Raw genomic sequence first — 24987 nt, 5'->3', positions numbered from 1 at the left:
AGCCTAATCAAAATAGTACGAGCCTAATCAGAATTTTACCTCTTTCTCTTTGCCAAGTCATACTATTCTGCCTTTTATAGCTGTATAATTACCTTTTAGGAAGTTTATCAAATTCATAAAGGTTATATTTTTAAGTTCCATTATAGACGCCTCCGAATAAAAAGCACTGTGCGGTGTCAGAATTACGTTCTCCCTATATAACAGTGGATTAGATATTAGTACAGGCGGTTCTTCCTTCAGCACATCCAGGCCTGCACCACTGATATACCCTATATCCAAAGCCTGCGTCAATGCTTTCTCATCAACTGTTTCTCCTCTTCCTAAATTTAAGAATATAGGCTGCTGTTTCAACTCCCTGAAATAATTAAAATTGAAATAATTCTTATTTTCTTTGGTAGGGGCCATATGATTACTTATTATATGAGCCTTTTCTTTTATATAAGTATCTTCTACCAGTATAACCCCATGTGCTTTTGCGGTCTCTGCTGAGATATAAGGATCCTTTACCAAGACCTTTAACCCAAAGGCCAGGGCTCTCTGCGCCACTGCTTTACCGATTTTTCCAAATCCGTAAATCGCCAGAATACTATCCTGTAGTCTTATTCCTCCCGGGGCAGTTCCATAATTCCATATGTTTCTCTTCTCGATATCCTTTTCATAATGCTTTAGATTTCTTATCAGAGCCAAAAGCAGCGCCAAGGTATGGTCAGCTACCTCCGAGGTACAATAATCTGCTGCCGGACATATGGCGATTCCACGCATTTTAGCTTCTTCAACCGCAACATTATTATAACCGGAAGCCATTATACAGATAATCTTAAGTTTGCCAGCTTTTTTTAGAACTTCACTATCAATAGGTAGAAATGCAGTTAAAAGTGCGTCTGCGTCTGCTATTTTTTTTAGAAACTCCTTTTTGTTGACATAAGGATATAACTCCACCATACAATCCGGCAGGTTCTCTCGTATCCTATTTATATCTGACTGCTCCAACAGCTTCAGCTCTTCTTTGCTGTCACTAATGAGTATATTCATTTCCCTCCTCCTGACTGCATCTGACTTCTTAATCTTCTTACCTTTCATACTTCTTGACTGGGGATAAGATATTTTTCTCAACAGCCTGCTATGATTTTCTCCGTGGCTCTCAGTACTTCCGCCATCTCCGTTTTCGTTCCTACCGTAATCCTAAGAAAATCTTTTATCCTTTCACTCTTGAAATATCTGGTCAGTATACCTTCTTCCTTTAACCTGAGATAATATTCCGAAGCATGGATTTTATCATGCTTAACAAACAGAAAATTCGTATGGGATTTCATCACGTAAAAACCTTTTGCTCGAAGGTTTTCTGCTGTTTCTTCTCTGATACGGATGGTTTCCTCTATACATTCCTTATAATACCCGGTGTCCAGAATAGCAGCCGTTCCTGCTGCTATCGTCAGTGCACTTAAATTATACGGGTTAAAGGTGAATTTAATCTTGTTCATATCTTCAATGATTTCCTTTGAGGCTGCTGCAAAACCAAGTCTTAATCCGGCAAGATTCCTGGATTTTGAAAAGGTCTGGATAACAATAAGATTTGAATAATCCTTAATGAGCTCTATGCAGGATTCATTACCATAGTCCACATAAGCTTCATCAACAATTACAAGGCGTTCTTTCTTAGCTGAAATTATCTCTCTCAACTCGTTTCTTGAAAGGCGGTATCCAGTTGGTGCATTGGGGTTTGCAATAATTACATGTCTGTCCGTCTCGATATAATTCTTGACATCTATAGTAAAATCCTCTTTTAAAGGAATCTCAAGGGCATCAAGTCCATAGGTTTTAGAATACGTGTGGTAAAAATAATAAGTGATATCCGGAAAACAGATTTTGCTGGCTTCACCAAAGAAGCTTAGGAAACAGAAGCTAAGTACTTCATCAGATCCATTACCTACAAATACCTGATCAGCTTCCAAGCCATACACCCCTGCAATAGCCTCTCTTAACCTTGTGCAATAAGGGTCCGAATACAAGCCCATACCAAGGATTTCCTTTGAATTTACTGCTTCCAATACCTTTGGTGAGGGCGGCATTGACGTTTCGTTTGCATTTAGCTTTATATATCTGCGGTCCGCAGGCTGTTCTCCGGGAACATATGCCTCCATCTCCTCGTATCTGCTGTCAAAAAACTTACTCATAAAATTCCTCCTCTAAATTCTGCCTAAGGGAAAGGTCATACAGTGAGGACCTCCTCCTGCCTTCAGAATTTCAGTAATATCGAGTTCTATTACTGTCATACCTTTGGCAGCCAATGCCACATTCACCTTCCCGTTCTGCTTTAACGAGAATACCTTTTTATCCCCCAGACTTTGAAGATTGCAACTATGGGCAAAGATGGATTCCTCAGAGACTTCAATAATATTTATTGACAGCTCCTTAAGCTTCTTTAAAAATTCCTCCGGAAGTACCGAGGTGCAGGCAACCGCTAAGTTTTCATCAACAAGATTAAAGCACATATCCAAATGCAGATATTTCTCTTTTAGGGGCACTGTAAGGATACGGTATCCGTATTCTCTAAGCCCTTCACTGATTTCTGCTGCACCTTTTTGATCTGTCCTGGCAGCCATTCCCAAAGCGATCAGATCTTCTCTCAGGAATGCAAAATCTCCGCCTTCGAAGTAACCTTCCTTCACCTCAGCAATGAGAGGTACTCCCAATTCTCCCATTTTCTGCTTATAACCTTCATACTCCTGATAACGAATGGGTTCTTTGAATCTCCCAAGAATATAACCTTCTCTGACACAACCACCGAAATCCCTTGAAAACACAGCATTTGGTCTGCTTTCCTCTGCTTTTAGCAGTTCAACTTCAACTCCATTTTCTCTATAAGCCTTGATAAACAGTTGATGTTCCTCTTCCATCAGATCTCTATCAAGCAGGCTCTTCTCCCACTTCTTTGCAATCTCATTAATTGGTGCAGGTTTTAAATAGGTGGGTCTTGATAAAAGAACTTTCTTTAGTACCCCTGTTCCGTTCTTTACAAACATTACTGCCTCCTTTTGGTATGGGAATGGATTCCCTCCTCTTGTTTATGATTTCATATCATAAGTTTCCTGTCTGCCAAAACAATAATATCACGTCAGATAATACTGAATAGTCTCCCATATCAGTTGCGGCAGAACTCGAAATGAATAGGGCATAAATACTCTTTCCGTCCATTTATGTGCATCCTTTCCGTAACACCCAAAATTAACACAGGGGATATTTAAATCTCTTATAGATTCCACCGGAAGCGGATACAATTGTTCAAACTGAGGGAAATTATGAATGAGATGTTCCACAGATTCCTGAGAATCATCGGACTTTAAATAACTGCTGTCTGAAAGACTTGGAAAGAACTTTAACAGTTTGTAATCCTCCTTATATTCCGCACCAACTCTTTTTGCAATTTCTCCGATTTCCTGAACCAGCTTTCCTTCTCCCCCTTCTTCTTTCAGCAGATTATGGGGGCAATAAGGTGCTGCAAAAAATAGGACCATGGCTGGATTTTTCTTTTTCGCTATCGTCATAAGCTCCCTGGTAAGGCGCAGTGGGATATCACGTTTATCCGTCCCCTCCAAAAGTTCTGAATCTGTAATTATCCGCAGATATTCCTCCAGGTCTCCAGGAAATTCCATACGGGCCAGATTGTGGAGTTCCTGATACTCCAAGACCTCCCAGTCATAAATTATCTCTTTATACTCCATTCCTGACAGTTTACAGTACTTCCTATATTCCAGGTTATATTTACTGACTAATTCCAAAAGTACCTTTCCTGCAGCATCTTTTAGTTTCTTGATGATTTCTTCCACTGTATTGTTATGAACAAAATAATTAAAGTACACAAAAGCACCGTCTGCTGTTTGAACATTATACCAAGTCTTAAGATCCTTTATTTTTAAAACAGATGGCGGCAAGGTATATTCACCGTCATATCCGTCGCAATACTCTGTATTCAGATTTATTTCATTTACCAGCATAGAAGCTGCCATGGAAGCGTCAAACCCTTCAAAGCATTGTCCTACATGAGTCTCCTTGCCCTGTATATAGAAGCAGGGAAGAAGCTTGCCGACTGTTCCGGTATAGATATATCTTCTGCTGTCTCCCGGAAACAAAGGACAGATAAAATCATTGTTGATTGCCAGTTTATATGCAAACCCCTCCTTCTCCTTCAAATCCTTTAAAACCTTAAGGGCTTCAATAATACCTGTATGGAGATTCTCCTCCACGGGATTCAAAGACAGCAGAATATTTCCTTTTAATTTCTCAGGATGTTCACTTAGTTTCTTTAGAAGCACAAGAAATACCGCATCACCGCTTTTCATGTCACAGGCACCCCTGCCAAACATGTAATCTCCCGAATGCAAATCCTTAAATACTTCTTCTGGCAGCTCCATTTCTGTAAGCTTCTCTGCCAATTTCCCGGTGTCAAAAGCATACTCCTTCAACCCCTTGTAATCCTCTATACCAACTGTATCTATATGACCATGCAAAAGGATTGTGTCCTCAGACTCTGTCTTCTCACCTTTAATAAATGCAAAGACATTCATTCGATCATAATAATCCTTCTCTAATTCCTGCATTATTATATAATCCGGATGTTTCTGAAAATATGGGATTTCGCTCAGATAATCTTTGATATACAGTGCAATATCCCTTTCACCAACAGTAGTATTGATGCTTGGTATGGCTACCAGCTTTTTCGTTAACTCCCTGATTTCATCGAACATGAAATTTCCTCCCTGATTTTTTCTCTGCCATCAGAAATAATCTACTCCACAGAACAAGTTTTGGTGAATAAAAAAGGATGCTTACTAATTAAGCACCCTCGCTATTTCTATCTCTATATAAGATTACTATTTCTCGACCTTCCATAAACAAAATACTATCTCAAATATGGCTTTTGATTTATTAAAAAATTTAAAAGCCTTTCTTCAAATTATAAATGGTGTTTTATATATTTTCTGATATAGGTATTATATAATTACGAACTGGACCCTGCTACTGTTCATCTTATGAAAATTCTCCTGCGTGCTTGTAATTTTTACAAAGAGTTAATTATTGACATAATAAAATTTACTTCGCATAATAGAAATCATAAGATTTTTTTATAGTATGACTTAGGGCATTACCGCCTCCAGTCAGATATACCTGCAACACGGTAATTATCAATCACTTTCCAGAAAGGTTATATGAGTATGATACAACTATCTGAATTACTTCACCTTAATATATTTGAAAGATTTAACCTTATTGCAGGAGAAGATGGACTAACTAAGACAATTTCCAATGTAGTTATATTAGAATACGAAAGTATCGAAAACAACTATAATGATTTTAACAAAGGTGACTTTGTACTAACCTCTCTGTTTTTTGCAAAAGACCAAACAGATTATATTTATGATGCTTTTTTGCATCTAATGGAACGTGATATATCAGGAATTGGTGTAAAAACTGTGTATTTTCAGGAATTGCCACCTGCTTGTATCAGACTTGCAGATGAGAAAAGCATACCAATTTTCCTCTTTTCCGATGTATATATGGAGGATGTCGTTATTAACGTATACGACTACATAAAGTCCAAGCAAAGGTATTATTATCATGAAGAAAAAATACAAAAGCTTCTCAACTCCGCTTTCACTCCCACTGAAGTCCTTGCTTATGCCAAGGAGCTGAGTACTGATCTTGGAACCAATATTGCCTCTTTCTATTTGCTTCGAAAAGAATCAGAAGGAGAGAATCAAATATTTCGTACCTTTAATCAACTTCAATATCAGAGAGGAAAAAACCCCACCCTGCCGCCTTTTTTCTTAGCAAAATACAAAAAAGGGTTTCTTATCATTTACTATTATGACAGGACACCGATCTATCCTCAGGCAGATAAGGCCTTGTCCTATCTGCTTAACTCCCTGTACCTTGACAGGGAGCAATATTATACCGGTATCTGTGACTCTTACCATCCCCTGGAACAATTAGACCTGTGTATTCGAAAAAGCATCTATTCCGCTCTTACCGCCCGTTTTACAGGAGTGCCAGAGATGTTAAGCTCAGCCTTGGGATTGTATCATTTCCTGCTGCCACTGACAGAGAATAAATCTGCCCTGGAATACTATCACACGTTAATGGATAAGCTAATCCGCTATGACACCGAAAACCATTCTGATCTTACAGGAACCTTAAGGACCTTAAACCGATGCAACTGGGATATAAAAGCTGCTTCTTTGGAGATGTTCCAGCATCAGAATACCATCCGGTATCGCCTTTCAAAAGCCAAAACCTTACTTAATACCCCATCGGATTCCTTATTTACTCAGCTGATCAATACTCTGTTGTTCTTAGAGGAATGGCAATTTGTTATTTAATGATCCGAAGAAATTTCTTTTTACCAATTTTTAAAACATCCTGACAAATCAGAACTCTGTCAAGTTCCTGGGTGGTAAGAATCTCACCGTTAATTGAAATACCTCCCTGGGACAACAGCCTTCTGAATTCACTGCCGCTCTGTACATATTTTTCCTGCACAAGTATGGGAATGACACCTGCCAGGGTATCTTTATCTAGCTCTATGGTCAGTTCAGGGATACTATCCGGTATGCCCTTTCGGTGAAAGGCTTCCAGATAGTAGTTTTCGGCCTCCGCAGCCTTATCTCTGTGATAGAGGGTTGTAATTACTCTTGCAAGCTCGTATTTGATATCTCTTGGATTAGCTCCTTTCTCCAACTCTTCCTGCAGTGCTGCTATCCTGTCCGGATGTTCATCTGTCACAAGTTCGAAATATCTGATAATCAAATCATCCGGCACTTCCATTACTTTCTTAAACATAACGCTGGCATCTTCATGAATACCGATGTAGTTGCCAAGGCTCTTGCTCATCTTCTCCACACCGTCAAGTCCCTCCAGAATAGGAAGAAAGATAGCTGCCTGAGGTTCCTTCCCCATCCACTTTAAGAGACTTCTCCCCATCAAAATGTTGAAGGTCTGATCGGTTCCTCCTATTTCAATATCCGCATTCAGAGCCACGGAATCATATGCCTGCATGAGGGGATAGAAGAATTCGTGGAGTCCGATGGGAATATTATTCCTATATCTTTCTGTAAAATCATCCCGTTCCAATATTCTTGCAACTGTTACGGAGGAGGCAAGACGTATGACTTCTTCAAAATTAAGTTCTTTCAGCCAGCTGCTGTTAAATACCACTTCGGTCTTTTCTCTGTCCATAATTTCGAATATCTGCTCCGTATAGGTTCTTGCATTTTCTTTCACTTCTTCTTCACTAAGTGCGGTTCTGCCTTTGGATTTACCGGTAGGGTCCCCGATTCTTCCTGTAAAATCACCAATAACGATAACTGCCTTGTGTCCCATATCCTGCATCTGCCTGATCTTTCGCAGTACTACACTATGTCCCAGGTGAATGTCGGGAGCACTCGGGTCCAATCCAAGCTTAATAGTAAGTCCCTTATTCTGCTCTACCGCTCTCTTCAGCTTATTCCTTAAATCCTCCTCTCCTACGATTTCTTTAGCCCCTTTGGCTATGATTTTCATCTGCTCTTCAACGGATATCATTTTTTCTGTCCTTTCTCATCTAATATTTATGAGATAAGCACTGTTTATAATCACTGCATTTGGGATATCAAACCCGTAAGGTATAACCTCAGTACAATAATTTGACACTTGCTACTGCCACGGTGCCTTAATCGATACCTTAACCTCCAGGCGTCTGCTCAGAAAAGGAATAAAAAACTTTCCCAGAACGTAAAAAAAGCCCACATCCTTCTAAAAAGGACGAGAGCATATATCCCGTGTTACCACCTTTAATTTATAAACAATTCACATTGCTTACCTCTTCGAGTACTCCATTCATGATGGGTTATACTCTAGCACGATAACGTGTGCAGGTTACGTCGCAGCCTACTTAAATTGTTCGGTGCGCAGCTCAAAGATGTATTCATACTCAGATTGCCATGCACCTCTCATCAACCGGTTGCTTTCTGTATGGATTACTGATTACTACTTCTTCTTATCATAGCTTTTTGTTTGTATGAAATTAAAGCTATTATAGGGAGCATTTTCTGATTTGTCAAGTGTAAAATTTACAAAATATATAATTTTTATTATTGACCGAATCGGTTTATAAGATTATAATAGCATTAACCGAATCGGTCGAATATAACTCATAATTTTTCTATAATACAGAAATAACGAGGTTTACGATGGAAAATTTCAATAATCTGCCCGAGGAAAAACAACAGAAAATCATTGATGCCGCTTTAAAAGTATTTGGCAGCCACAATTATAAGAAAGCATCTGTAAGCGATATTGCAGCGGAAGCTGGCATTTCAAAGGCAATGATATTTCACTATTTTGGGACAAAAAAAGATATGTATCTTTATCTGGTTCGATTTTGCAGCGATCTTCTGTTAAACGAAATCAAATCGAATTTTGATGAGAGTGTCACAGATTTTTTTGACCGTATAATTTTAGCTTCTGATGTTAAAATTGCAGTAATGAAGCAATACGCAGCCATACCTGCCTTTCTGACAAATATTTATTTTGAAGAAGACCCTGCCGTTAGAAATGAAATAAAGGTAATTCTTGCGGAAGGCGAGGTTTATCGGAACCATATAGCTTTTGAAAATATGGATATTTCAAAATTCAAAGAAGATGTTGATGTCAAACTGGTTATGAAAATGCTGGTCTGGATGGCTGAGGGTTTTGCAAAAGAATTCTCATCGCATAATTATACAGATTTAGAAGCCCGCTGCCAGGAGTATTACAGATGCATGGATATACTAAAGGCAAATTTGTATAAGTAGAATATTCTTTATAAGTTCCAGATACAGCTTCCATTGATATGATTTATTCCCGCAATAGGTAATGTGTTTTCTGCTATTAATTTTCCAGTTAGCCTTTCGGCTCATTTAATAGATTTCTGCCGTTATAACGGAGAAAGAGGAGGTTATTATGAATGTTATAGATATAAGCAATTTAACCAAAAGCTATGGTAATTCCAGAGGCATCTCGGATGTATCCTTTCAGGTTACAGAAGGCGAGATATTTGGCTTTATCGGACCAAACGGAGCCGGTAAATCAACTACTATACGAACCCTTTTAGGTCTTATCTATCCTGATTCAGGAACCGCAGCTATTTTCGGAAAGAACTGCACTGCTCACCCGGAAGTAAGAAAAGATCTAGGTTATCTGCCTTCTGAAGTATTTTATTACGATAATATGAAAGTCATCGATTTGCTAGAATATTCAGCCAGCTTTTATAAAAAAGACTGCAGCAGGAGAATTCAGGAACTTGCTAGAATCATGGATTTGGACCTAAAAAAGAAAATAGAGGACCTCTCCTTTGGTAATAAGAAAAAAGTTGGTATCGTACAGGGTCTTCTCCACGAGCCAAAGCTGATTATACTGGATGAACCAACCAGTGGCCTAGACCCTCTGATGCAGCAGAAATTCTTTGAACTGATGGAGGAAGAAAATAAAAAGGGGGCTACCATCTTCTTTTCTTCCCATATTTTAAGTGAGGTCCAGAGATTATGCAGTCGTGTAGCCTTTATTAAAGATGGTAAGCTTATTAAGCTTGAGAAAATGAGCACTCTTTCGGAAAACAGCTATAAGAGAGTTCACCTGGAGGCCAAGACCACAATGGATCTGAAAGGCTTCAAAGTACCTGGTATCAATGATCTTAAGGTAAAGGAAAATACAGCAGATTTTATATTTAAGGGTAATCTGAATGATATCTTGAGAAAAATAGCAGAACTTGATCTTAGAAACCTATCCATTACCGAGCCGGATCTGGAAGAAATCTTTCTGCATTATTATGCAAAGGAGGATTAAAAATATGAATATAATAGGTTTTGAGTTAAAAAGCCAGCGAAAAAGTACATTTATCTGGATTTTTTCATTGCTTGCCCTGGCTGCTCTTTACTTATCCATGTTTCCGCTAATCGCACAGGATGGTGAGGAATACAAAAATCTGCTTGCAAATTATTCACCTTCCATACGTGAGATGCTGGGAATCCAGATTGATTATCTGACGTCCCTATTGGGTTATTACTCCATGATCTTTTCCTTTGTTTTATTAGGTGGTGCCATTCAGGCTATGAATCTGGGGCTTTCTCTTCTAACAAAGGAATCAAGAGAAAGAACTGCTGATTTTCTCTTTGTGAAACCAATATCCAGGACCACTGTGATAACCGCTAAGATAGCTGCTGCTATTCTGCTTCTGATAATAACGAATGCAATATTCTTTGGCGGGTCTTTTCTCCTGGCTACTTTGGTAAAACAAGAAGCTTTTGAATTCAGAACATTTCTTTTAATTAATTTAACCCTACTATCCGTTCAGATAATTTTCTTTTCCCTGGGCCTTGTTATTTCTGTTTTCTTTCGAAAACTCAAAACAGTATTACCACTGTCTTTAGGTATCGTATTTGGCTTATACCTGGCAGGTTCCTTACTAACAACCGGTGAACATGGCAATATCGTGCGTTATTTTTCTCCTTTTAAGTACTTCGATATCGTGTACATCATCCAGCACAGAAGTTATGAATTATCCTACTTTTTAACGGGTTTAGGGGTAACCGTAATTTCCATTGCCGTCAGTTATATTTTGTTTCTAAGAAAGGATATCCATGCTGTCAGCTGACAGGTTGGGAAAGGAGAAGGTATGAATATATTGAAACACGAAATGAAATCCAATCTTAAATCACTGCTTATCTGGAGCATATCCATGGCCTTATTGGTAATAAGCGGAATGGGAAAGTACACGGCTTACGCAGCCGGAGGTGACAGCAGTGACATATTTGACAAGATGCCACATACTATGAAAGCTTTGTTTGGGTTTGCTTCCTTTGACGTAAAGACTCTGAGCGGTTTCTATGCTTTTCTGTTTACTTATATTGCTATAACTCTGGCTATTCATGCAGTTCTACTCGGAAACAGTATCGTCGCCAAAGAAGAAAGAGACAAAACAACTGAATTTTTAATGGCAAAACCGGTGTCAAGAAGAGCAATCCTTACAGCAAAGCTTCTAAGCGCGGCAATTAATCTTGTTCTTTTAAATGCAGTTACACTGGTTTCTTCTCTGCTTATTGCCGCTTCCTTTGATGGCGGAAGTGAGCTTACCTCCGTTATCATATGGCTGTTAGTCAGTATGCTGATACTCCAGGTGCTCTTCCTATCCTTCGGTACTCTTTTAGCCTCACGAAAGATAAAAACGAAAGCAACTGGTTCCATTGCCTCCGGTATCGTAATAGCCACATATTTTCTTGCTAAGATTACAGATCTCACGGACAGATTAAATTTTCTTAATATCCTCTCTCCTTTTAAATATTTCAGCTATCCGGAAATAATAAAAGGGAATGGGTTAAATATTTTTATTGTTGTCCTGACGCTGCTTCTTTCGGTTTTTCTTATTTGGGGTGCTTATAAGTTGTATACAAAGAGAGATTTGGCAGTTTAAGGGTACTCCTTATTCTATCTTAGTAAGATTTAACCATTACGCAAACCTCCTGATTAAAATATCTACACTGGGCTCTCCTCCCCTTCCCACTCTTTAGTAGGGGTGTGAGGGCTTTCTTCGTATCAAAATAATCTTATGAGTAATCCTACAAAAGTTCTAAAGGCCATGGTGTTTTCAATGACAGACCTTATTACAGTAACCTTTATGTCTGACTACAGTTTTACTTAAAGAAAAATATATCAGACCAATTATTCGTGTTTCTATAAATATTCGTTTGCCTTTTTATGTACTCTGTGTCTTATTATACTATGTGCCTTATTATGTATAATACGCCTTATCATGTATTATACACCTTATCGATTCCATGAGATTGCAAATCCCCTTATTGCAGCATGATACCTTTATACAGCTTATCTCTTAACTATACATCTTCAATCTGCCAGTCAATAGCTGCAAGCCCATTTGCCTTTAAGAATTCATTTGTTTTACTAAAATGCTTACATCCAAAGAAACCTCTGTAGGCAGAAAGTGGACTTGGATGGGGTGCTTCCAATATTAAATGCTTCGGGTTAGTCAACATGGATTTCTTAAGTCCGGCTGGCCTGCCCCAAAGCAGGAATACAATAGGCCTGTCCTCTGCATTTACAGCATGAATTACAGCGTCGGTAAATTCCTCCCAGCCTCTGCCCTGATGTGAGTTTGCCTGATGCGCCCTTACTGTAAGAACAGTGTTCAGCATCAGCACACCTTGACTTGCCCACTTCACCAAATATCCGTTATTAGGTACTTTTAGTCCCATATCCTCCTGTAGTTCCTTATAGATGTTCAGGAGCGAAGGCGGTATATCAACTTCGGGCTTAACGGAAAAACACAGTCCATGAGCCTGATTAACATTATGGTAGGGATCCTGTCCCAGTATAACCACCTTAACTTCACTTAAAGGAGTAAGATGAAATGCATTAAATATATCCTCTGACTTTGGAAATATTTCGTAACACCCATATTCTTCTTTTACAAAACGGTATAGGTTAGAATAATAAGGTTTCTGAAATTCTCCGCCAATCGCCTTAAGCCAGTCATTTGTAATTCCACTCATATCTTTAGTCCCTTCTGACACTTATATCGTTTTCTGCCAGATAATCTTTCAAATCTCTGATTTCCAGCTCTTTATAATGAAACAGTGATGCCGCCAATACAGCATCTGCTTTTCCCTTTGTTAATGCTTCCAGAAAATGTTCTTTCTTCCCTGCTCCTCCTGAAGCGATTACCGGAATAGATACATTATCAGATATAATTCTGGTAAGCTCTAAATCATAACCATCTTTTGTTCCGTCACAATCCATGCTGGTCAACAGGATTTCTCCTGCCCCAAGCTTATCTGCCTGCATAGCCCACTCAACTGCATCAATTCCCATATCTACTCTTCCACCGTTTTTATAAATATTCCAGCCTGAGCCATCCGGCCTTTTTTTTGCATCCATGGCAACAACCACACACTGACGTCCGAACTTATCCGCAGCTTCTGAAATAAGATTGGGGTTTAAGATAGCTGCTGTATTTACTGCTATTTTATCAGCGCCTTCTCTTAGAATTACTTTGAAATCTTCTATACTTCTGATTCCACCACCTACAGTAAAAGGTATAAAAACAGTCTCAGCCACTCTTCTTACCATATCAAGCTTTATATCTCTTGCGTCAGAAGAAGCAGTTATATCTAAAAATACCAGTTCATCAGCGCCTGCTTTATCATATGCCTTCCCGATTTCTACCGGGTCACCGGCATCTCTTAAGTTTACAAAATTAATGCCTTTAACTACTCGTCCGTTATGTACATCCAGACATGGGATTATTCGTTTCGTATACATTACTGGCCTCCTATATTCCTGCAAAATTTTTCAGTATCTTAAGCCCAACTTCACCGCTTTTTTCCGGATGGAATTGGCAGGCAAAGATATTACCTGTTTCCACTGCTGCATGAATATGAACACCGTATTCAGCAGATGCGGCCACTTCCTCTTCTGCTTCAGCTTTCAGATAAAAAGAATGCACAAAATATACATAGGATTGCTGTTGGATGCCCTTAAACAATCTTGTCTTATCATTTACCTCAAGAGAATTCCATCCCATATGAGGAATCTTAAGTCCAGGGGTGTCCGGTATCAATACGATCTTACCTTTTAAAATACCTAACCCTTCAACTCCTGGGGCTTCTTCACTGGACTCAAACATCAGCTGAAGTCCCAGACAGATACCAAGGAAAGGTTTACCACTGGCTGCTGCCTCTTTGATAACATCCACCAGATGATAATTGTGAAGTTTATTCATAGCATCGCCAAAAGCTCCTACACCAGGTAAGATAACTTTATCCGCTGCCAATATTACCTCTTTGTCCCTTGTTACTACTGTCTCTTCTCCCAGGTATTGCAGAGCTTTTTCCACACTCTTTAAATTACCTGCATCATAATCAATGATAGCTATCATGTTTTTGTCCTTTCCGTGAATGTAATTCTGATCAGCTCTAATTAACCAACTTTGTCATTATTCTATAATAGCATATTCATAAATACAAGTCCAAAAGAAAATTTATGCATTCTAAGGTTGGAATTTTATGTATCCCAAGGTAAGGCTCACTTCATCTTCTTTAGAACTGACAACGTTTTTAGAAAGTTTTCGTATTCTTCTCTTCCAACAGTCTGCTCTAATTCTGCCTGCGCCACTTTCCACAAAGGCAATGCAGCCGCCAGTACCGCTTTCCCATCTGTACTTACGGTTATTCTTTTTTTTCTGGAATCCTTTTCTTCTATCTCAACTTTAACCAATCCATTTCTGCGAAGCAGCTCTATATTCCTGGTAACAGTCGTCTGATCCATCATGGCATGTTCTGCCAGTTCGTTTACCGATATTCCTTCTTCCTTGACCGAAATATCATTTAATAAGGAATATTGAGCAGATTTAATTCCTGCCGGCTGTAAGGCTTTATCATAATATTGTGTTATCACTCTGGTGGTCATTCGGAGGTTTCGGCATGCACACTCATGCAATTTCGAATTATTTTCGGTCATTTTACTCATCTCTTTACTCCTCCTACGTACAGAAAGCACTTTTGTAATATATTAAAGGTGATTTAGTTTGTGATAATTTTATATAAGGTTACATTTATATATACTGTTTTTTACTATTTTTACTTTAGATTTATATTATTTATTTCTTGACATACTTATCTTAAAGTAGATATCAGCCTATGTCAACACTATTATCACTTATCAGTCTCCGCTTCCTGCAGACATACTCAGCCATTTCTCTAACTTTTTCATATTCACTATTACAGGCTTTGATAATCAGCTCCCTATAGCTTTCCTTATATTGGTTATTCATATAGTTTAACGCATTTACCTGCCATTTCCATAATTCCTCAGCAGTAAGGTAGAAGAATTTTGGCTGAATCCTGTTCCTGTAGTACTCTTCTTTCATATTCATAATACCTTCTGCAGTAAGTGAAGGTGCTATTTCAGCCAAACCGTTGAAGTCTTGCCCTCCCCTCCACTTTTTGTGATTCATAGGACACACGTCCTGGCAAATATCACATCCATATATGCATTGTCCGAACTTCTCTGCCAGAGGTTCAGCCGGAAGATTTCTGCCACCATGGGTGGTAAGAAATGATATACATTTCAATGGATTCATGGTATACCCCTCCTCTAAAGAATTTGTAGGGCAGGCATTTACACAACGATTACAACCAGAGGGACAGGTCTTCATATCTGTTACGTGACATAGTTCCATCTCTCTGTCCGTGATCCAAGCCTCAAGATGTACCCAGGAACCAGACTCTGAGTAGAAGAAATTATTTCTTCTTATAACCCCAAGGCCGGCTTCCAAAGCAGCCCATCGCATACCTACTATACCAAATTTATGGTTTGCAGCTATTTTCAACCCAAGCCCCTCCAAAAATCTTTCGAATTCATCACGTTTTTTGTTTTCCTCGGCACTCTTATCTATTCGAATATCATATAGATAGGATTTACCGATATGACCTTCCAATTCCTCCGGTACATTATATTTGGAATAAGGGATAGTGATAACAATAATGGATTTTGCCCAAGGATAATCTGATTGAAATTGAAGGAGTCTTTTCTGCCCTTCGTAAAAGGGTTCAGATTCTTTTACCTTCTCCAACCGTTCATTAAACTTATCCTTATAACCTTTCATCCGATCAGTAAGTATGATACCGCATTTTTCAAAACCCAAAGTTATTGCCTTCTGCTCTATTAATTTCTCTATACTATTCATATTAACACCAATCCTTTTGTTAGTTTCTAAGTCAATAATCTATATTCCCGACTGTTTTCTATTATCATTTCTTATTTTTGTCTGGAGCTTCGCCTTATATCTTTACCTGTACTTTTCATCAGGTATTTTGCCAATTATTTTTCGATTGGTTTCTATTTCTGATTCTATGTTTGATTTCTTTGTCTGATTTCTTCATTTGCTTTCTTCATCTGGATTCTTCGTTTGGTTTCTTCGTTTGGTTTCTTCATTTGCTTTCTTCGTCTGGTTTCTTCGTTTGCTTTCTTCGTCTGGTTTCTTCGTTTGCTTTCTTCGTTTGGTTTCTTCGTTTTCTTTCTTCGTTTGCTTTCTTCGTTTGGTTTCTTCGTTTTCTTTCTTCGTTTGCTTTCTTCGTTTGGTTTCTTCGTTTTCTTTCTTCGTTTGCTTTCTTCGTTTGCTTTCTTCGTTTGCTTTCTTCGTCTGGTTTCTTCGTTCGTTTTCTTCGTTTGATTTCTTCGTTTGATTTCTTTGTTTGGTTTCTTTGTTTGTTTTCTTCGTTTGATTTCTTTGTTTGTTTTCTTCGTTTGATTTCTTTACTTAATTTACAGCCTCTATTCTCCTAAATTTACTTGGGTCCTGTTTCATTGGATATTGATTTATATAATTTCTTTCTCCTTTCTAATAAAATTGATTTTCATGTATATACATATATTTGAATATAATTATTATACTTCCTTTTATGTGTAAGTCAGTTTTTTAACAAGCAAGTACTTATTACTATCTGGCTCAATTCTAGAGAATTTCATACATAAACATAAAATATATTATTATTACTTTGATTTAATCACTATTTAATATGTATATACATATTAAATTTATATTATCAATTTGATTCTCTTATGTCAAGTTTAAAAATTTTTTAATTTCTATAAATAGATTGATAAAGAGATAAGATTTAGTCTATAATGTAATAGTTCGCATCTTTTATGATTTCATGTGAATAATTTTGAATGTAAACTTCGCACAGGCAATCCAATTCTTTCTATTCTCTCAAATTATCGGAGGTAACATAAATGTACAGGTCTATGATGCAGGTTTTTGTTAAAAGAAGTGCTCAAGCTCTTGAGTTTTATCAGAACGTATTTGATGCTGTGTTGATATGCAGTTATTATAATGAAGACGGAACATTAATGCACTCTGAGCTTGATGTTTTTGGTCAAGTTATAGCAGTGAGTGAATTAGAGAAAGAAAATACCGTTTCAGGCAATACAATGATGTTCTGTTTGCACTTTGGAGAAGGAAAGGAATCCATTGTTCAAAAAATTTATGATTCTATAAAAGACGGAGCAAATATTATCAATCCATTGAGCAAATGTGATTATAGTCCGCTTATGGCAGATCTAATTGATAAATTTGGAGTTCGCTGGTGTATTTTTGTATAAGACTGAGAGCATCAACTTTCATAACTCCATTATACAAGCAAGCAAATATACATAACTTATATCCCCTATATTAGCACTATATTAGTAACAACATATTAACAATTCTTTATCTGGTAATGGAAGAGCAATGTTTCCTCCTAACTATTATTACAGAGTCAAAAATATGCCATGTGCTTCTTTTACGCAGCTCATGGCATTTCCTAATAATATTATTATATACTCAATTAACATAATTTACATAATATAATCAGCATATATTATGTATTATTTATTATCACTTGCAATATTAATTACTTCCAGACTATACTTTGTATGATCAGGAATGGCATTTAATGATTTTGCTTGTTTTTCTGTCATTCCATAGTTCTCCTTTAATTCCTTAAGGATCTGCTTCTTAATAGAACCCAGGTTCTTTTCTATTCCAAGTTCAGTTGCATGCTCAATATGCGTATCATATCTGTTAAGCCCTTTAAGCAAGGAATCCAGAGCTTCCGGTTTTTTCTGAAGTTCTGTATAATTGTAATAGGAATTCAATTGCTTATACACATACATAGTCGTAATAATCTTATCATAAGTTACGGCATCTTTCTCTTTGACATTAAGGCCATAGATACTATCATATGCTTCCATATATCTGCCCCTGGAGTAACTGGTACTGGCATTCTTTATTCCCAGATTATAAGAGTACGTATTTGTTCCTATTATTACAAAACCTGCAATCAGTATAAAAAAAGTCATAATGAACACAATACCGAGAGGATTAAGTTTAATATTGTCCTCCGGATCAGGTGGATTAAGTTCAGCTTTGGCTTTCTTCTTCTCAGCTTTTATTGCTGCTTTATCCGTAGCTGCCTTTTTCTTTTCAACTTTTTTAGCATCTGCGGCTTTCTTCTTCTCAGCTTTAGCGGCTGCCTTTTTAGCTTTTGCTTCTTTGACTTTTTCTTGCTTTGCCTTCTCTTCTGCCGATAAAGGTTCCGGTTCTTTAGCCTGAGCTTTGGCAGCTTTTGCTTTCTCAGCCTTTTCCTTCACCGCTTTCTTTTTTGCAGCTTCCTTTTCTTTTGCTTTCGCCTTTTTCTTATCCTCTTTTGATAGTTTTGGTTCTTCTTCTGCATCTGATTTGTCTTTTTTACCATTTCCAAAAAATCTTTGAAAGAATCCTGGTTTCTTCTCTGTCTCAGCAGCATTGGTTGCAGTAGGAAGTTCTTCATCTTCCAAACGATCCATGGCACTTAAGGCATCGGAAAATACGTCTCCCATATTATCCAGGCTTTTTTCTTTTGCATCAGATTTTAGTTCTTGGGCTGTAAGTATCTTGTCTGCTTCAAAGCTATCGACTATCTCATCTTCCGGCTCTGGATTGAAAGTATCCATACCAGCCATATCCAAACCGCTCGTTTCCAGATCAAAATCATCCAATGAAAAGATAGGTTCTTCCTCCTGCACTGCATTTTTAGGAGAATCCTTGGAAGAGGCATAATCACTATTTCCGCCCTTTTGCATTTCATCCTGTGCAGATATCATGTCCAATAATGCCAGGAGATCATCATCCGCATCTTCCATCTCAGAATTGTCATCTAATCGGCTAAAGATATCATCATTGCTTAATTCATCACTTTTTGAATCCCCATTATTGTTAAATATATCTTTCTCATCCTTCATGTATAATTCGGCCTTTCTCATGCTACAATATTCTCTTAATAATCAGGCTGTACCTTGCGTAAGGTTCTCATAACATTAATATCGGCAAGAAACTTAAATTTCTAAACCCCGACTATTTGCTCACTAAACCATCAATTACTTCAATTAATGTTCCAATCTCCGGTTTGGTAATCTGTGCATCAGCTCCCACTGAACTGCCCTTTACCCTCATTTCGGCATTAATCAGGGATGAAAATATGATTACAGGCAAATGTTTTAATTCTTTATCGGATTTTATCAATTTCGTAAGATGATGCCCGTCCATTTGGGGCATTTCTATATCTGTAATGATACATTTTGCCTTGTCATTTAGTATTCCATCTTGTTTATATTTTTGAATTGCTTCCCAGGCTTCTGCACCATTTTCTTTCATAATAATATTTGAGTAACCTGCCTTAACCAGGAACTCGCTAATCAACTTACCTAATAAAGGAGAATCTTCCACCACCATAATGGGTATGTCATTTCTATCACGTTTATCAAGGTGCATAATATCAGACATTTTCAAACCAGTTTCAGGATTTATATCTGTAATAATTCTTTCAAAATCCAGAATAACAATCAGCTTATTATTCCATTTTAAAATACCGGTTGCAGAAGCATTTATAGTCTGATCCGGTTTATTGATATCCTCCCAGGAAACGCGATGAATACCGACAACACCGTGAACATGAAAAGCAATATTTAATTTATTGAAATTAGTAATAATATTCATATGCCCTTCTATAATATTCGTCTCAGGGGCATGAAGAGCTTTGGATAAATCAATCAGAGTAATGATATCTTCTCTAGGCATGAAGATACCTTCCAGATAGGGGTGGGCATTGGGGATTGGTGTGGGTTTTTGGTATGGTAATATTTCTCTAACCTTTGCCACATTTATTCCATAAAAATTATCACCGATTTTAAACTCTAATATTTCCAACTCGTTAGTTCCGCTTTCCAACAAAACTCCAGATTCCATTATTATTCCTCCCTTAAGCTCTTTCCCTTACGTTTTATTTACTTCCTCCGATAATGGATAATCATATTATAGTATAAATTTCTACAAAATTCAAACTTATTATACAAATAGTGTTAATTACCTATATAGTTGGAATACTGCTGTTTTTATTCTGTTTTTTCATTTATAACTATGAAGAGCCTGTACACAGAATACTATACTGTTTACAGGCCCAATTTTCTCCTAATTATGAACTTCAACCAATGCACTAAACTAATTTATGCTTACTCAACTAACTTTCCATTATAATAAACCTTAAGAACTGGATTTGTTATTGTATCGTAGGTTGACCAGTCTGTCTTGGCAAAACGTACTTCAATAGATAAATTTCCAGTACCTGCTGCCAATTCTTCACTCTTGCCGATACTTAAGGTCAATATCTTATTACTGATAGTACCCGTCACATAACCATTTAAGGATTTATAGTAAGGTGCAACAGAAAGTCTAAATGCAGCATGGTCACACCAGAAATTTTGCTCCTTCTCACTCATTCCTGTTCCAGTAAAAGTTATTGACACTTTTGAAACATCAATAATACCCTGTGTTGCGGACACCGTATATTTCTGGCTTATAAAATTTCCATTATTAGTTGTACTCACCTCCACTACGGGAACTCCCGCTGCCGGTTCCCCTGTTGGTGTAACCGTCGGTGTAATGGTCGGCGTAACTGTCGGGGTGGCTGTTGGCGTGGCTGTCGGGGTGGTTGTTGGCGTGGCTGTTGGCGTGGCTGTTGGCGTGGCTGTTGGCGTGGCTGTTGGCGTGGCTGTTGGCGTGGCTGTTGGCGTGGCTGTTGGCGTGGCTGTTGGCGTGGCTGTTGGCGTGGCTGTTGGCGTGGCTGTTGGCGTGGCTGTTGGCGTGGCTGTTGGCGTGGCTGTTGGCGTGGCTGTTGGCGTGGCTGTTGGCGTGGCTGTTACTCCTGTATCCCAATCCTTAATGATAGAATAATAAGCAGGCTTTGCCTTATACGCAGCATCAAATAATAAAGGATAACCGCCAAGCCAGCTGGTTGCATCCGTAACTCCCCAGAATATTACTGCCGTTATATTTAAACCTTCTTTCTTAAGATTAACTGCTTTATCAATCAACATTTTATAACGGGCTGCCTGATTTGTCAGAGCCGTACTACTGCCATCCGGTTGCTTCATGTCCAATTCAGTAAGTTGTAATTCAATACCTAAGGTATTATATTTTCTTGCAGCGGTTTCAAACATATCAAGACTTGGATAATCCATAATCCAGTGAGATTGCATTCCCATACCGTCAACCAGATTTTTTTCCTTCAAGCTTTTTAAAATATCAAAGATAAAACCGCTCTTCTTTGTTTCATATTCATTATAATCATTGTAAAAAAGTTTGCAGCCTACCGGAGCATATTTCCTTGCATATTCAAAAGCTTTTACGATAAAATCTGATCCAACTGTCTGCATCCAGGGCGAATTACCTGATGTTGTAGAATTGGAACCAGGATTTCTCATACCAGTAGCTGTATTAGGATCTACTGCCTCATTCACAACATCCCAGGCATAAAATTCCACTGTAGGGTAGGTTGCTTCTATCAGGTTCATAAGATTCTTAATGTAGTTCTCAAGTCTTGACAGCATAACTTCCTTCGAAGCCCAAGATGCATCCGCTGCTGTTGAATAATTCTCCTTAAAGAACCAATCCGGAGTCTGAGCATGCCATACCAGAGTATGTCCTCTTACTGGTATGTTATTATCTCTGGCAAATTCAAGCAGTGTTCTTGCCGCTCTTAAATTCACCTGTGGATTTACCTGATCACCTGGATTATCATTCAGATATGCGATTGTAGCATTGTAATCCAACACAGCATCGGGTTTTAATTCATTTCCTATGGTTAAAAGGTTATAATGTTTCTTAACCAGCTCTTTTCCTGGAGCAGGAGCTATTTCATTTGCTGTTGCGCCTGCACCGATACTAAAATATGGAGCAAACACATCCTTTAGACTAGTTATATTTTTCTCAATCTCAGGCAGGACTGCTGGTGTTGCTTTAAAATCATCTACATAGAAATCCATTAAATCCTGAGCACCCGCAGATGTCTTATATTCAGACTCTACATAGATAAACACATTGGTTGCATCTGTCGGTATTGTGTATTCACCTTCCAGATAGGTCCAGCTTCCTTTATTTACAGTGGCAGATTTTATAGTTTTGTATTGGTCACTGACACCATCATTATATTGCAGCTGGAGATTAAATTTGTATATACTTGGATAAGTATCTCCTACATATTTTAACCAAATTCCAAATACATATGTTTCGCCAAGTGTAAGATCACTTGTTTTATCACACGTTGCTCCGTGCCAGGTGTTTGTCCGATTTGATACTTTAAGGCTGTTCTCCCCTGAATAAGCCTCTTCTGAACTTAAAGCTACCACTTCAGCATCTGAACCTCTTGGACCCCAACCGTCTACGCTGTCTTCAAAATCATCATAGATTAGATTACCGTAAGCATTTGCCTTTTCACTTGGTGCATAAAAACTCACTCCAGTTATCAGCATTGCCAGCACTGTCATTATTGCTGTTAATTTCTTTCTGTTCATGCATTCACCTCCAATAATTATATATACCTCTCTTCTTATTACTACTATATAGACAAACAAGCATCGGTTGGGGTTTATCTATATGTGTAGTAATTACATTATACTTTAGTTTACATTTAATGGAAAGTGATATTTTTTTCGATAAACAGCAGATGATCTTATGTAATTTTAGATATTTTAGACAGCTTAAGTCAATTGCAAAATATTATCCGAAGTGTTTACAACAGGGAGTTAGTTCTCCCTGTTTCATACCTTCTTCCGCCAAATCAATAACTAATTTCATTTTCATCAATTGTCATTATCTCCATTATATTTATCCCCTCGCTTTTGAGATCTTTTTCATATATTACACCTAATGACCTGATCTAAACAAGTGTAAAAGCCTTATACCCAGAGACACTTATATAGAATAACTAGAAATTTTGATCCAACTAGAATAATCTCTACTAGACAACAAAAAAGTTGTATTAAAACAAATAATTTGTTTTAATACAACTTTTTATATAAATTGTATCTTCAAAACTACACACTTTTTTGATTTCATCTAATCTTTAGGTCAAGCCCTCGACCTATTAGTATTAGTCAGCTGCATGCATTACTGCACTTCCACCTCTAACCTATCCACCTGATCGTCTTTCAGGGGTCTTACTGCATTCGCATGGGATATCTTATCTTAAGGGGGGCTTCACGCTTAGATGCCTTCAGCGTTTATCCCGTCCCGACTTGGCTACTCGGCCATGCACTTGGCAGTGCAACCGATACACCAGAGGTCAGTCCAACCCGGTCCTCTCGTACTAAGGTCAGCTCCTCTCAAATATCCTACGCCCGCGCCGGATAGGGACCGAACTGTCTCACGACGTTCTGAACCCAGCTCGCGTACCGCTTTAATGGGCGAACAGCCCAACCCTTGGGACCTAATACAGCCCCAGGATGCGATGAGCCGACATCGAGGTGCCAAACCACTCCGTCGATGTGAACTCTTGGGAGTGATAAGCCTGTTATCCCCAGGGTAGCTTTTATCCGTTGAGCGATGGCAATCCCACTTTATACCACCGGATCACTAAGTCCTACTTTCGTACCTGCTCCACCCGTCGGTGTCGCAGTCAAGCCCTCTTATGCCTTTGCACTCTGCGGATGGTTTCCGTCCATCCTGAGAGGACCTTTGAGCGCCTCCGATACCCTTTCGGAGGCGACCGCCCCAGTCAAACTCCCCACCTGACATTGTCCACTGCCCGGATCACGGGCACATGTTAGAAACCCAGTACTGCAAGGGTGGTATCCCAACAACGGCTCTGCGGCAACCGGAGTCACCGCTTCATAGCCTCCCACCTATCCTGTGCATGCAATACCGAATCCCAGTATCAAGCTAGAGTAAAGCTCCATGGGGTCTTTCCGTCCTGGCGCAGGTAACCAGCATCTTCACTGGTATTTCAATTTCACCGGGTGCATTGTCGAGACAGTGCCCAAATCATTACGCCTTTCGTGCGGGTCGGAACTTACCCGACAAGGAATTTCGCTACCTTAGGACCGTTATAGTTACGGCCGCCGTTTACTGGGGCTTAAGTTCAACGCTTCGGATTGCTCCTAACATCTCCCCTTAACCTTCCAGCACCGGGCAGGCGTCAGCCCATATACTTCACCTTACGGTTTTGCATAGACCTGTGTTTTTGCTAAACAGTTGCTTGGGCCAATTCTCTGCGGCCTGTATTTCTACAGGCACCCCTTCTCCCGAAGTTACGGGGTCATTTTGCCGAGTTCCTTAACAATGCTTCTCCCGTCGGCCTTAGGATTCTCTCCTCATCCACCTGTGTCGGTTTACGGTACGGGCTTATAAAAAACAATAGCGGCTTTTCTTGGCAGTGCCTCCATCAGCTTCCCTACTTATATTTCGGTCCACATCACGTCTTCCCATTGTGGAACGGATTTTCCTGCTCCACTGGTACCTCGCTTGTACCGGGTATTCCTCACCCGGCTCTGACTTTGTCTCTGCGTCCCCACAGTTCTGTTTTTATAAGGTACAGGAATTTCAACCTGTTGTCCATCGACTACGTCTTTCGACCTCGCCTTAGGTCCCGACTTACCCAGAGCAGATCAGCTTTACTCTGGAAACCTTAGATATTCGGCCTGAAAGATTCTCACTTTCATCTCGCTACTCATTCCGGCATTCTCTCTTCTTATCCCTCCACGACTCCTTACGGTATCGCTTCGTCGGTATTAAGAATGCTCCTCTACCACAGTAGTTATCGTTAGATTACTACTATCCACAGCTTCGGTGTCGTGTTTTAGCCCCGGACATTTTCGGCGCAGGACCTCTCGACTAGTGAGCTATTACGCACTCTTTTAATGTGTGGCTGCTTCTAAGCCAACATCCTAGTTGTTTTCGAAATCCCACATCCTTTTCCACTTAACACGCACTTTGGGACCTTAGCTGGTGGTCTGGGCTTTTTCCCTTTTGACTACCCAACTTATCTCGTGTAGTCTGACTCCTGGTCATCATCTATATGGCATTCGGAGTTTGATAATCTTCGGTAA

At 38.8% G+C, this 24987-nt stretch carries 19 protein-coding genes, 1 rRNA gene and 1 other annotated feature (1 of these 21 only partly in view); of the genes, 6 read left to right on the top strand and 14 right to left on the bottom strand.

From position 1 onward, the window contains the following. Nucleotides 1-57 precede the first annotated feature (57 nt). The 4 genes from R2R35_RS21570 to R2R35_RS21555 form a co-directional block, all read right to left on the bottom strand. Nucleotides 58-1032 carry a C-terminal binding protein gene (locus R2R35_RS21570; RefSeq protein WP_317731923.1) on the bottom strand — a complete coding sequence of 325 codons (975 nt, stop codon included), beginning with the start codon at nt 1030-1032 and terminating at the stop codon, nt 58-60. A gap of 77 nt (nt 1033-1109) precedes the next feature. After that, nucleotides 1110-2174, bottom strand: a complete 1065-nt coding sequence (hisC, locus tag R2R35_RS21565) for a histidinol-phosphate transaminase (RefSeq protein WP_317731922.1) — start codon at nt 2172-2174, stop codon at nt 1110-1112. Nucleotides 2175-2186: 12 nt separating this feature from the next. Next, a complete protein-coding gene (locus R2R35_RS21560) occupies nt 2187-3023 on the bottom strand; it encodes a dimethylarginine dimethylaminohydrolase family protein (protein WP_317731921.1) in 837 nt (278 codons plus the stop codon). A gap of 87 nt (nt 3024-3110) precedes the next feature. After that, nucleotides 3111-4745 (bottom strand): M20/M25/M40 family metallo-hydrolase, encoded by a 1635-nt coding sequence (locus R2R35_RS21555; protein WP_317731920.1) that lies wholly within the window; start codon nt 4743-4745, stop codon nt 3111-3113. 462 nt (nt 4746-5207) lie between these two features. Here R2R35_RS21555 and R2R35_RS21550 point away from each other — a divergent pair, with 462 nt between their 5' ends. Beyond that, a complete protein-coding gene (locus tag R2R35_RS21550) occupies nt 5208-6377 on the top strand; it encodes a PucR family transcriptional regulator (RefSeq protein WP_317731919.1) in 1170 nt (389 codons plus the stop codon). On the opposite strand, the gene tyrS is transcribed toward R2R35_RS21550, so the two are convergent. Continuing rightward, nucleotides 6370-7578 (bottom strand): tyrosine--tRNA ligase, encoded by a 1209-nt coding sequence (tyrS, locus tag R2R35_RS21545; RefSeq protein ID WP_317731918.1) that lies wholly within the window; start codon nt 7576-7578, stop codon nt 6370-6372. The genes R2R35_RS21550 and tyrS overlap by 8 nt on opposite strands. Nucleotides 7579-7790: 212 nt before the next feature. Then, nucleotides 7791-8048: a binding site (T-box leader), on the bottom strand. A 177-nt stretch (nt 8049-8225) separates the two neighbouring features. Between tyrS and R2R35_RS21540 the strand changes: the two genes are divergently transcribed. From R2R35_RS21540 to R2R35_RS21525, 4 genes are all read left to right on the top strand, one after another. After that, on the top strand, nt 8226-8828 hold the full coding sequence (locus R2R35_RS21540; protein WP_317731917.1) for a TetR/AcrR family transcriptional regulator: 603 nt from the start codon (nt 8226-8228) through the stop codon (nt 8826-8828). A 148-nt stretch (nt 8829-8976) separates the two neighbouring features. Continuing rightward, complete coding sequence (locus R2R35_RS21535) at nt 8977-9858, top strand: ABC transporter ATP-binding protein (protein ID WP_317731916.1); 882 nt, start codon at nt 8977-8979, stop codon at nt 9856-9858. Between the two features lie 4 nt (nt 9859-9862). Beyond that, nucleotides 9863-10666 (top strand): ABC transporter permease subunit, encoded by an 804-nt coding sequence (locus R2R35_RS21530; protein WP_317731915.1) that lies wholly within the window; start codon nt 9863-9865, stop codon nt 10664-10666. 21 nt (nt 10667-10687) lie between these two features. Next, complete coding sequence (locus R2R35_RS21525) at nt 10688-11482, top strand: ABC transporter permease subunit (RefSeq protein ID WP_317731914.1); 795 nt, start codon at nt 10688-10690, stop codon at nt 11480-11482. 421 nt (nt 11483-11903) lie between these two features. On the opposite strand, the gene ung is transcribed toward R2R35_RS21525, so the two are convergent. From ung to R2R35_RS21500, 5 genes are all read right to left on the bottom strand, one after another. Next, nucleotides 11904-12578 carry a uracil-DNA glycosylase gene (gene ung, locus R2R35_RS21520; RefSeq protein WP_317731913.1) on the bottom strand — a complete coding sequence of 225 codons (675 nt, stop codon included), beginning with the start codon at nt 12576-12578 and terminating at the stop codon, nt 11904-11906. A 4-nt stretch (nt 12579-12582) separates the two neighbouring features. Next, complete coding sequence (gene hisF, locus R2R35_RS21515) at nt 12583-13347, bottom strand: imidazole glycerol phosphate synthase subunit HisF (RefSeq protein ID WP_317731912.1); 765 nt, start codon at nt 13345-13347, stop codon at nt 12583-12585. A gap of 10 nt (nt 13348-13357) precedes the next feature. Further along, a complete protein-coding gene (hisH, locus tag R2R35_RS21510; protein WP_317731911.1) occupies nt 13358-13963 on the bottom strand; it encodes an imidazole glycerol phosphate synthase subunit HisH in 606 nt (201 codons plus the stop codon). 146 nt (nt 13964-14109) lie between these two features. Beyond that, the gene (locus R2R35_RS21505; RefSeq protein WP_317731910.1) at nt 14110-14553 is read right to left on the bottom strand and encodes a MarR family winged helix-turn-helix transcriptional regulator; all 444 of its coding nucleotides are present in this window, start codon (nt 14551-14553) and stop codon (nt 14110-14112) included. 163 nt (nt 14554-14716) lie between these two features. Continuing rightward, nucleotides 14717-15772 (bottom strand): epoxyqueuosine reductase, encoded by a 1056-nt coding sequence (locus R2R35_RS21500; protein ID WP_317731909.1) that lies wholly within the window; start codon nt 15770-15772, stop codon nt 14717-14719. Nucleotides 15773-16821: 1049 nt separating this feature from the next. Between R2R35_RS21500 and R2R35_RS21495 the strand changes: the two genes are divergently transcribed. After that, complete coding sequence (locus R2R35_RS21495; protein ID WP_317731908.1) at nt 16822-17190, top strand: VOC family protein; 369 nt, start codon at nt 16822-16824, stop codon at nt 17188-17190. Between the two features lie 264 nt (nt 17191-17454). Here R2R35_RS21495 and R2R35_RS21490 read toward each other — a convergent pair whose 3' ends face one another. From R2R35_RS21490 to R2R35_RS21475, 4 genes are all read right to left on the bottom strand, one after another. Further along, nucleotides 17455-18870, bottom strand: a complete 1416-nt coding sequence (locus R2R35_RS21490; protein ID WP_317731907.1) for a hypothetical protein — start codon at nt 18868-18870, stop codon at nt 17455-17457. 91 nt (nt 18871-18961) lie between these two features. After that, nucleotides 18962-19852, bottom strand: a complete 891-nt coding sequence (locus tag R2R35_RS21485) for a chemotaxis protein (RefSeq protein WP_317731906.1) — start codon at nt 19850-19852, stop codon at nt 18962-18964. A 263-nt stretch (nt 19853-20115) separates the two neighbouring features. Continuing rightward, on the bottom strand, nt 20116-22455 hold the full coding sequence (locus R2R35_RS21480) for an endo-1,4-beta-xylanase (RefSeq protein ID WP_317731905.1): 2340 nt from the start codon (nt 22453-22455) through the stop codon (nt 20116-20118). Between the two features lie 552 nt (nt 22456-23007). Then, a 23S ribosomal RNA gene (locus R2R35_RS21475) occupies nt 23008-24987 on the bottom strand; it runs 929 nt beyond the window's last position.

This window comes from Anaerocolumna sp. AGMB13020 (assembly GCF_033100115.1).
GTDB lineage: Bacteria > Bacillota > Clostridia > Lachnospirales > Lachnospiraceae > Anaerocolumna.
Note: the sequence above shows the minus strand (reverse complement) of the source record. Positions and strands in the feature narration are given on the sequence as shown.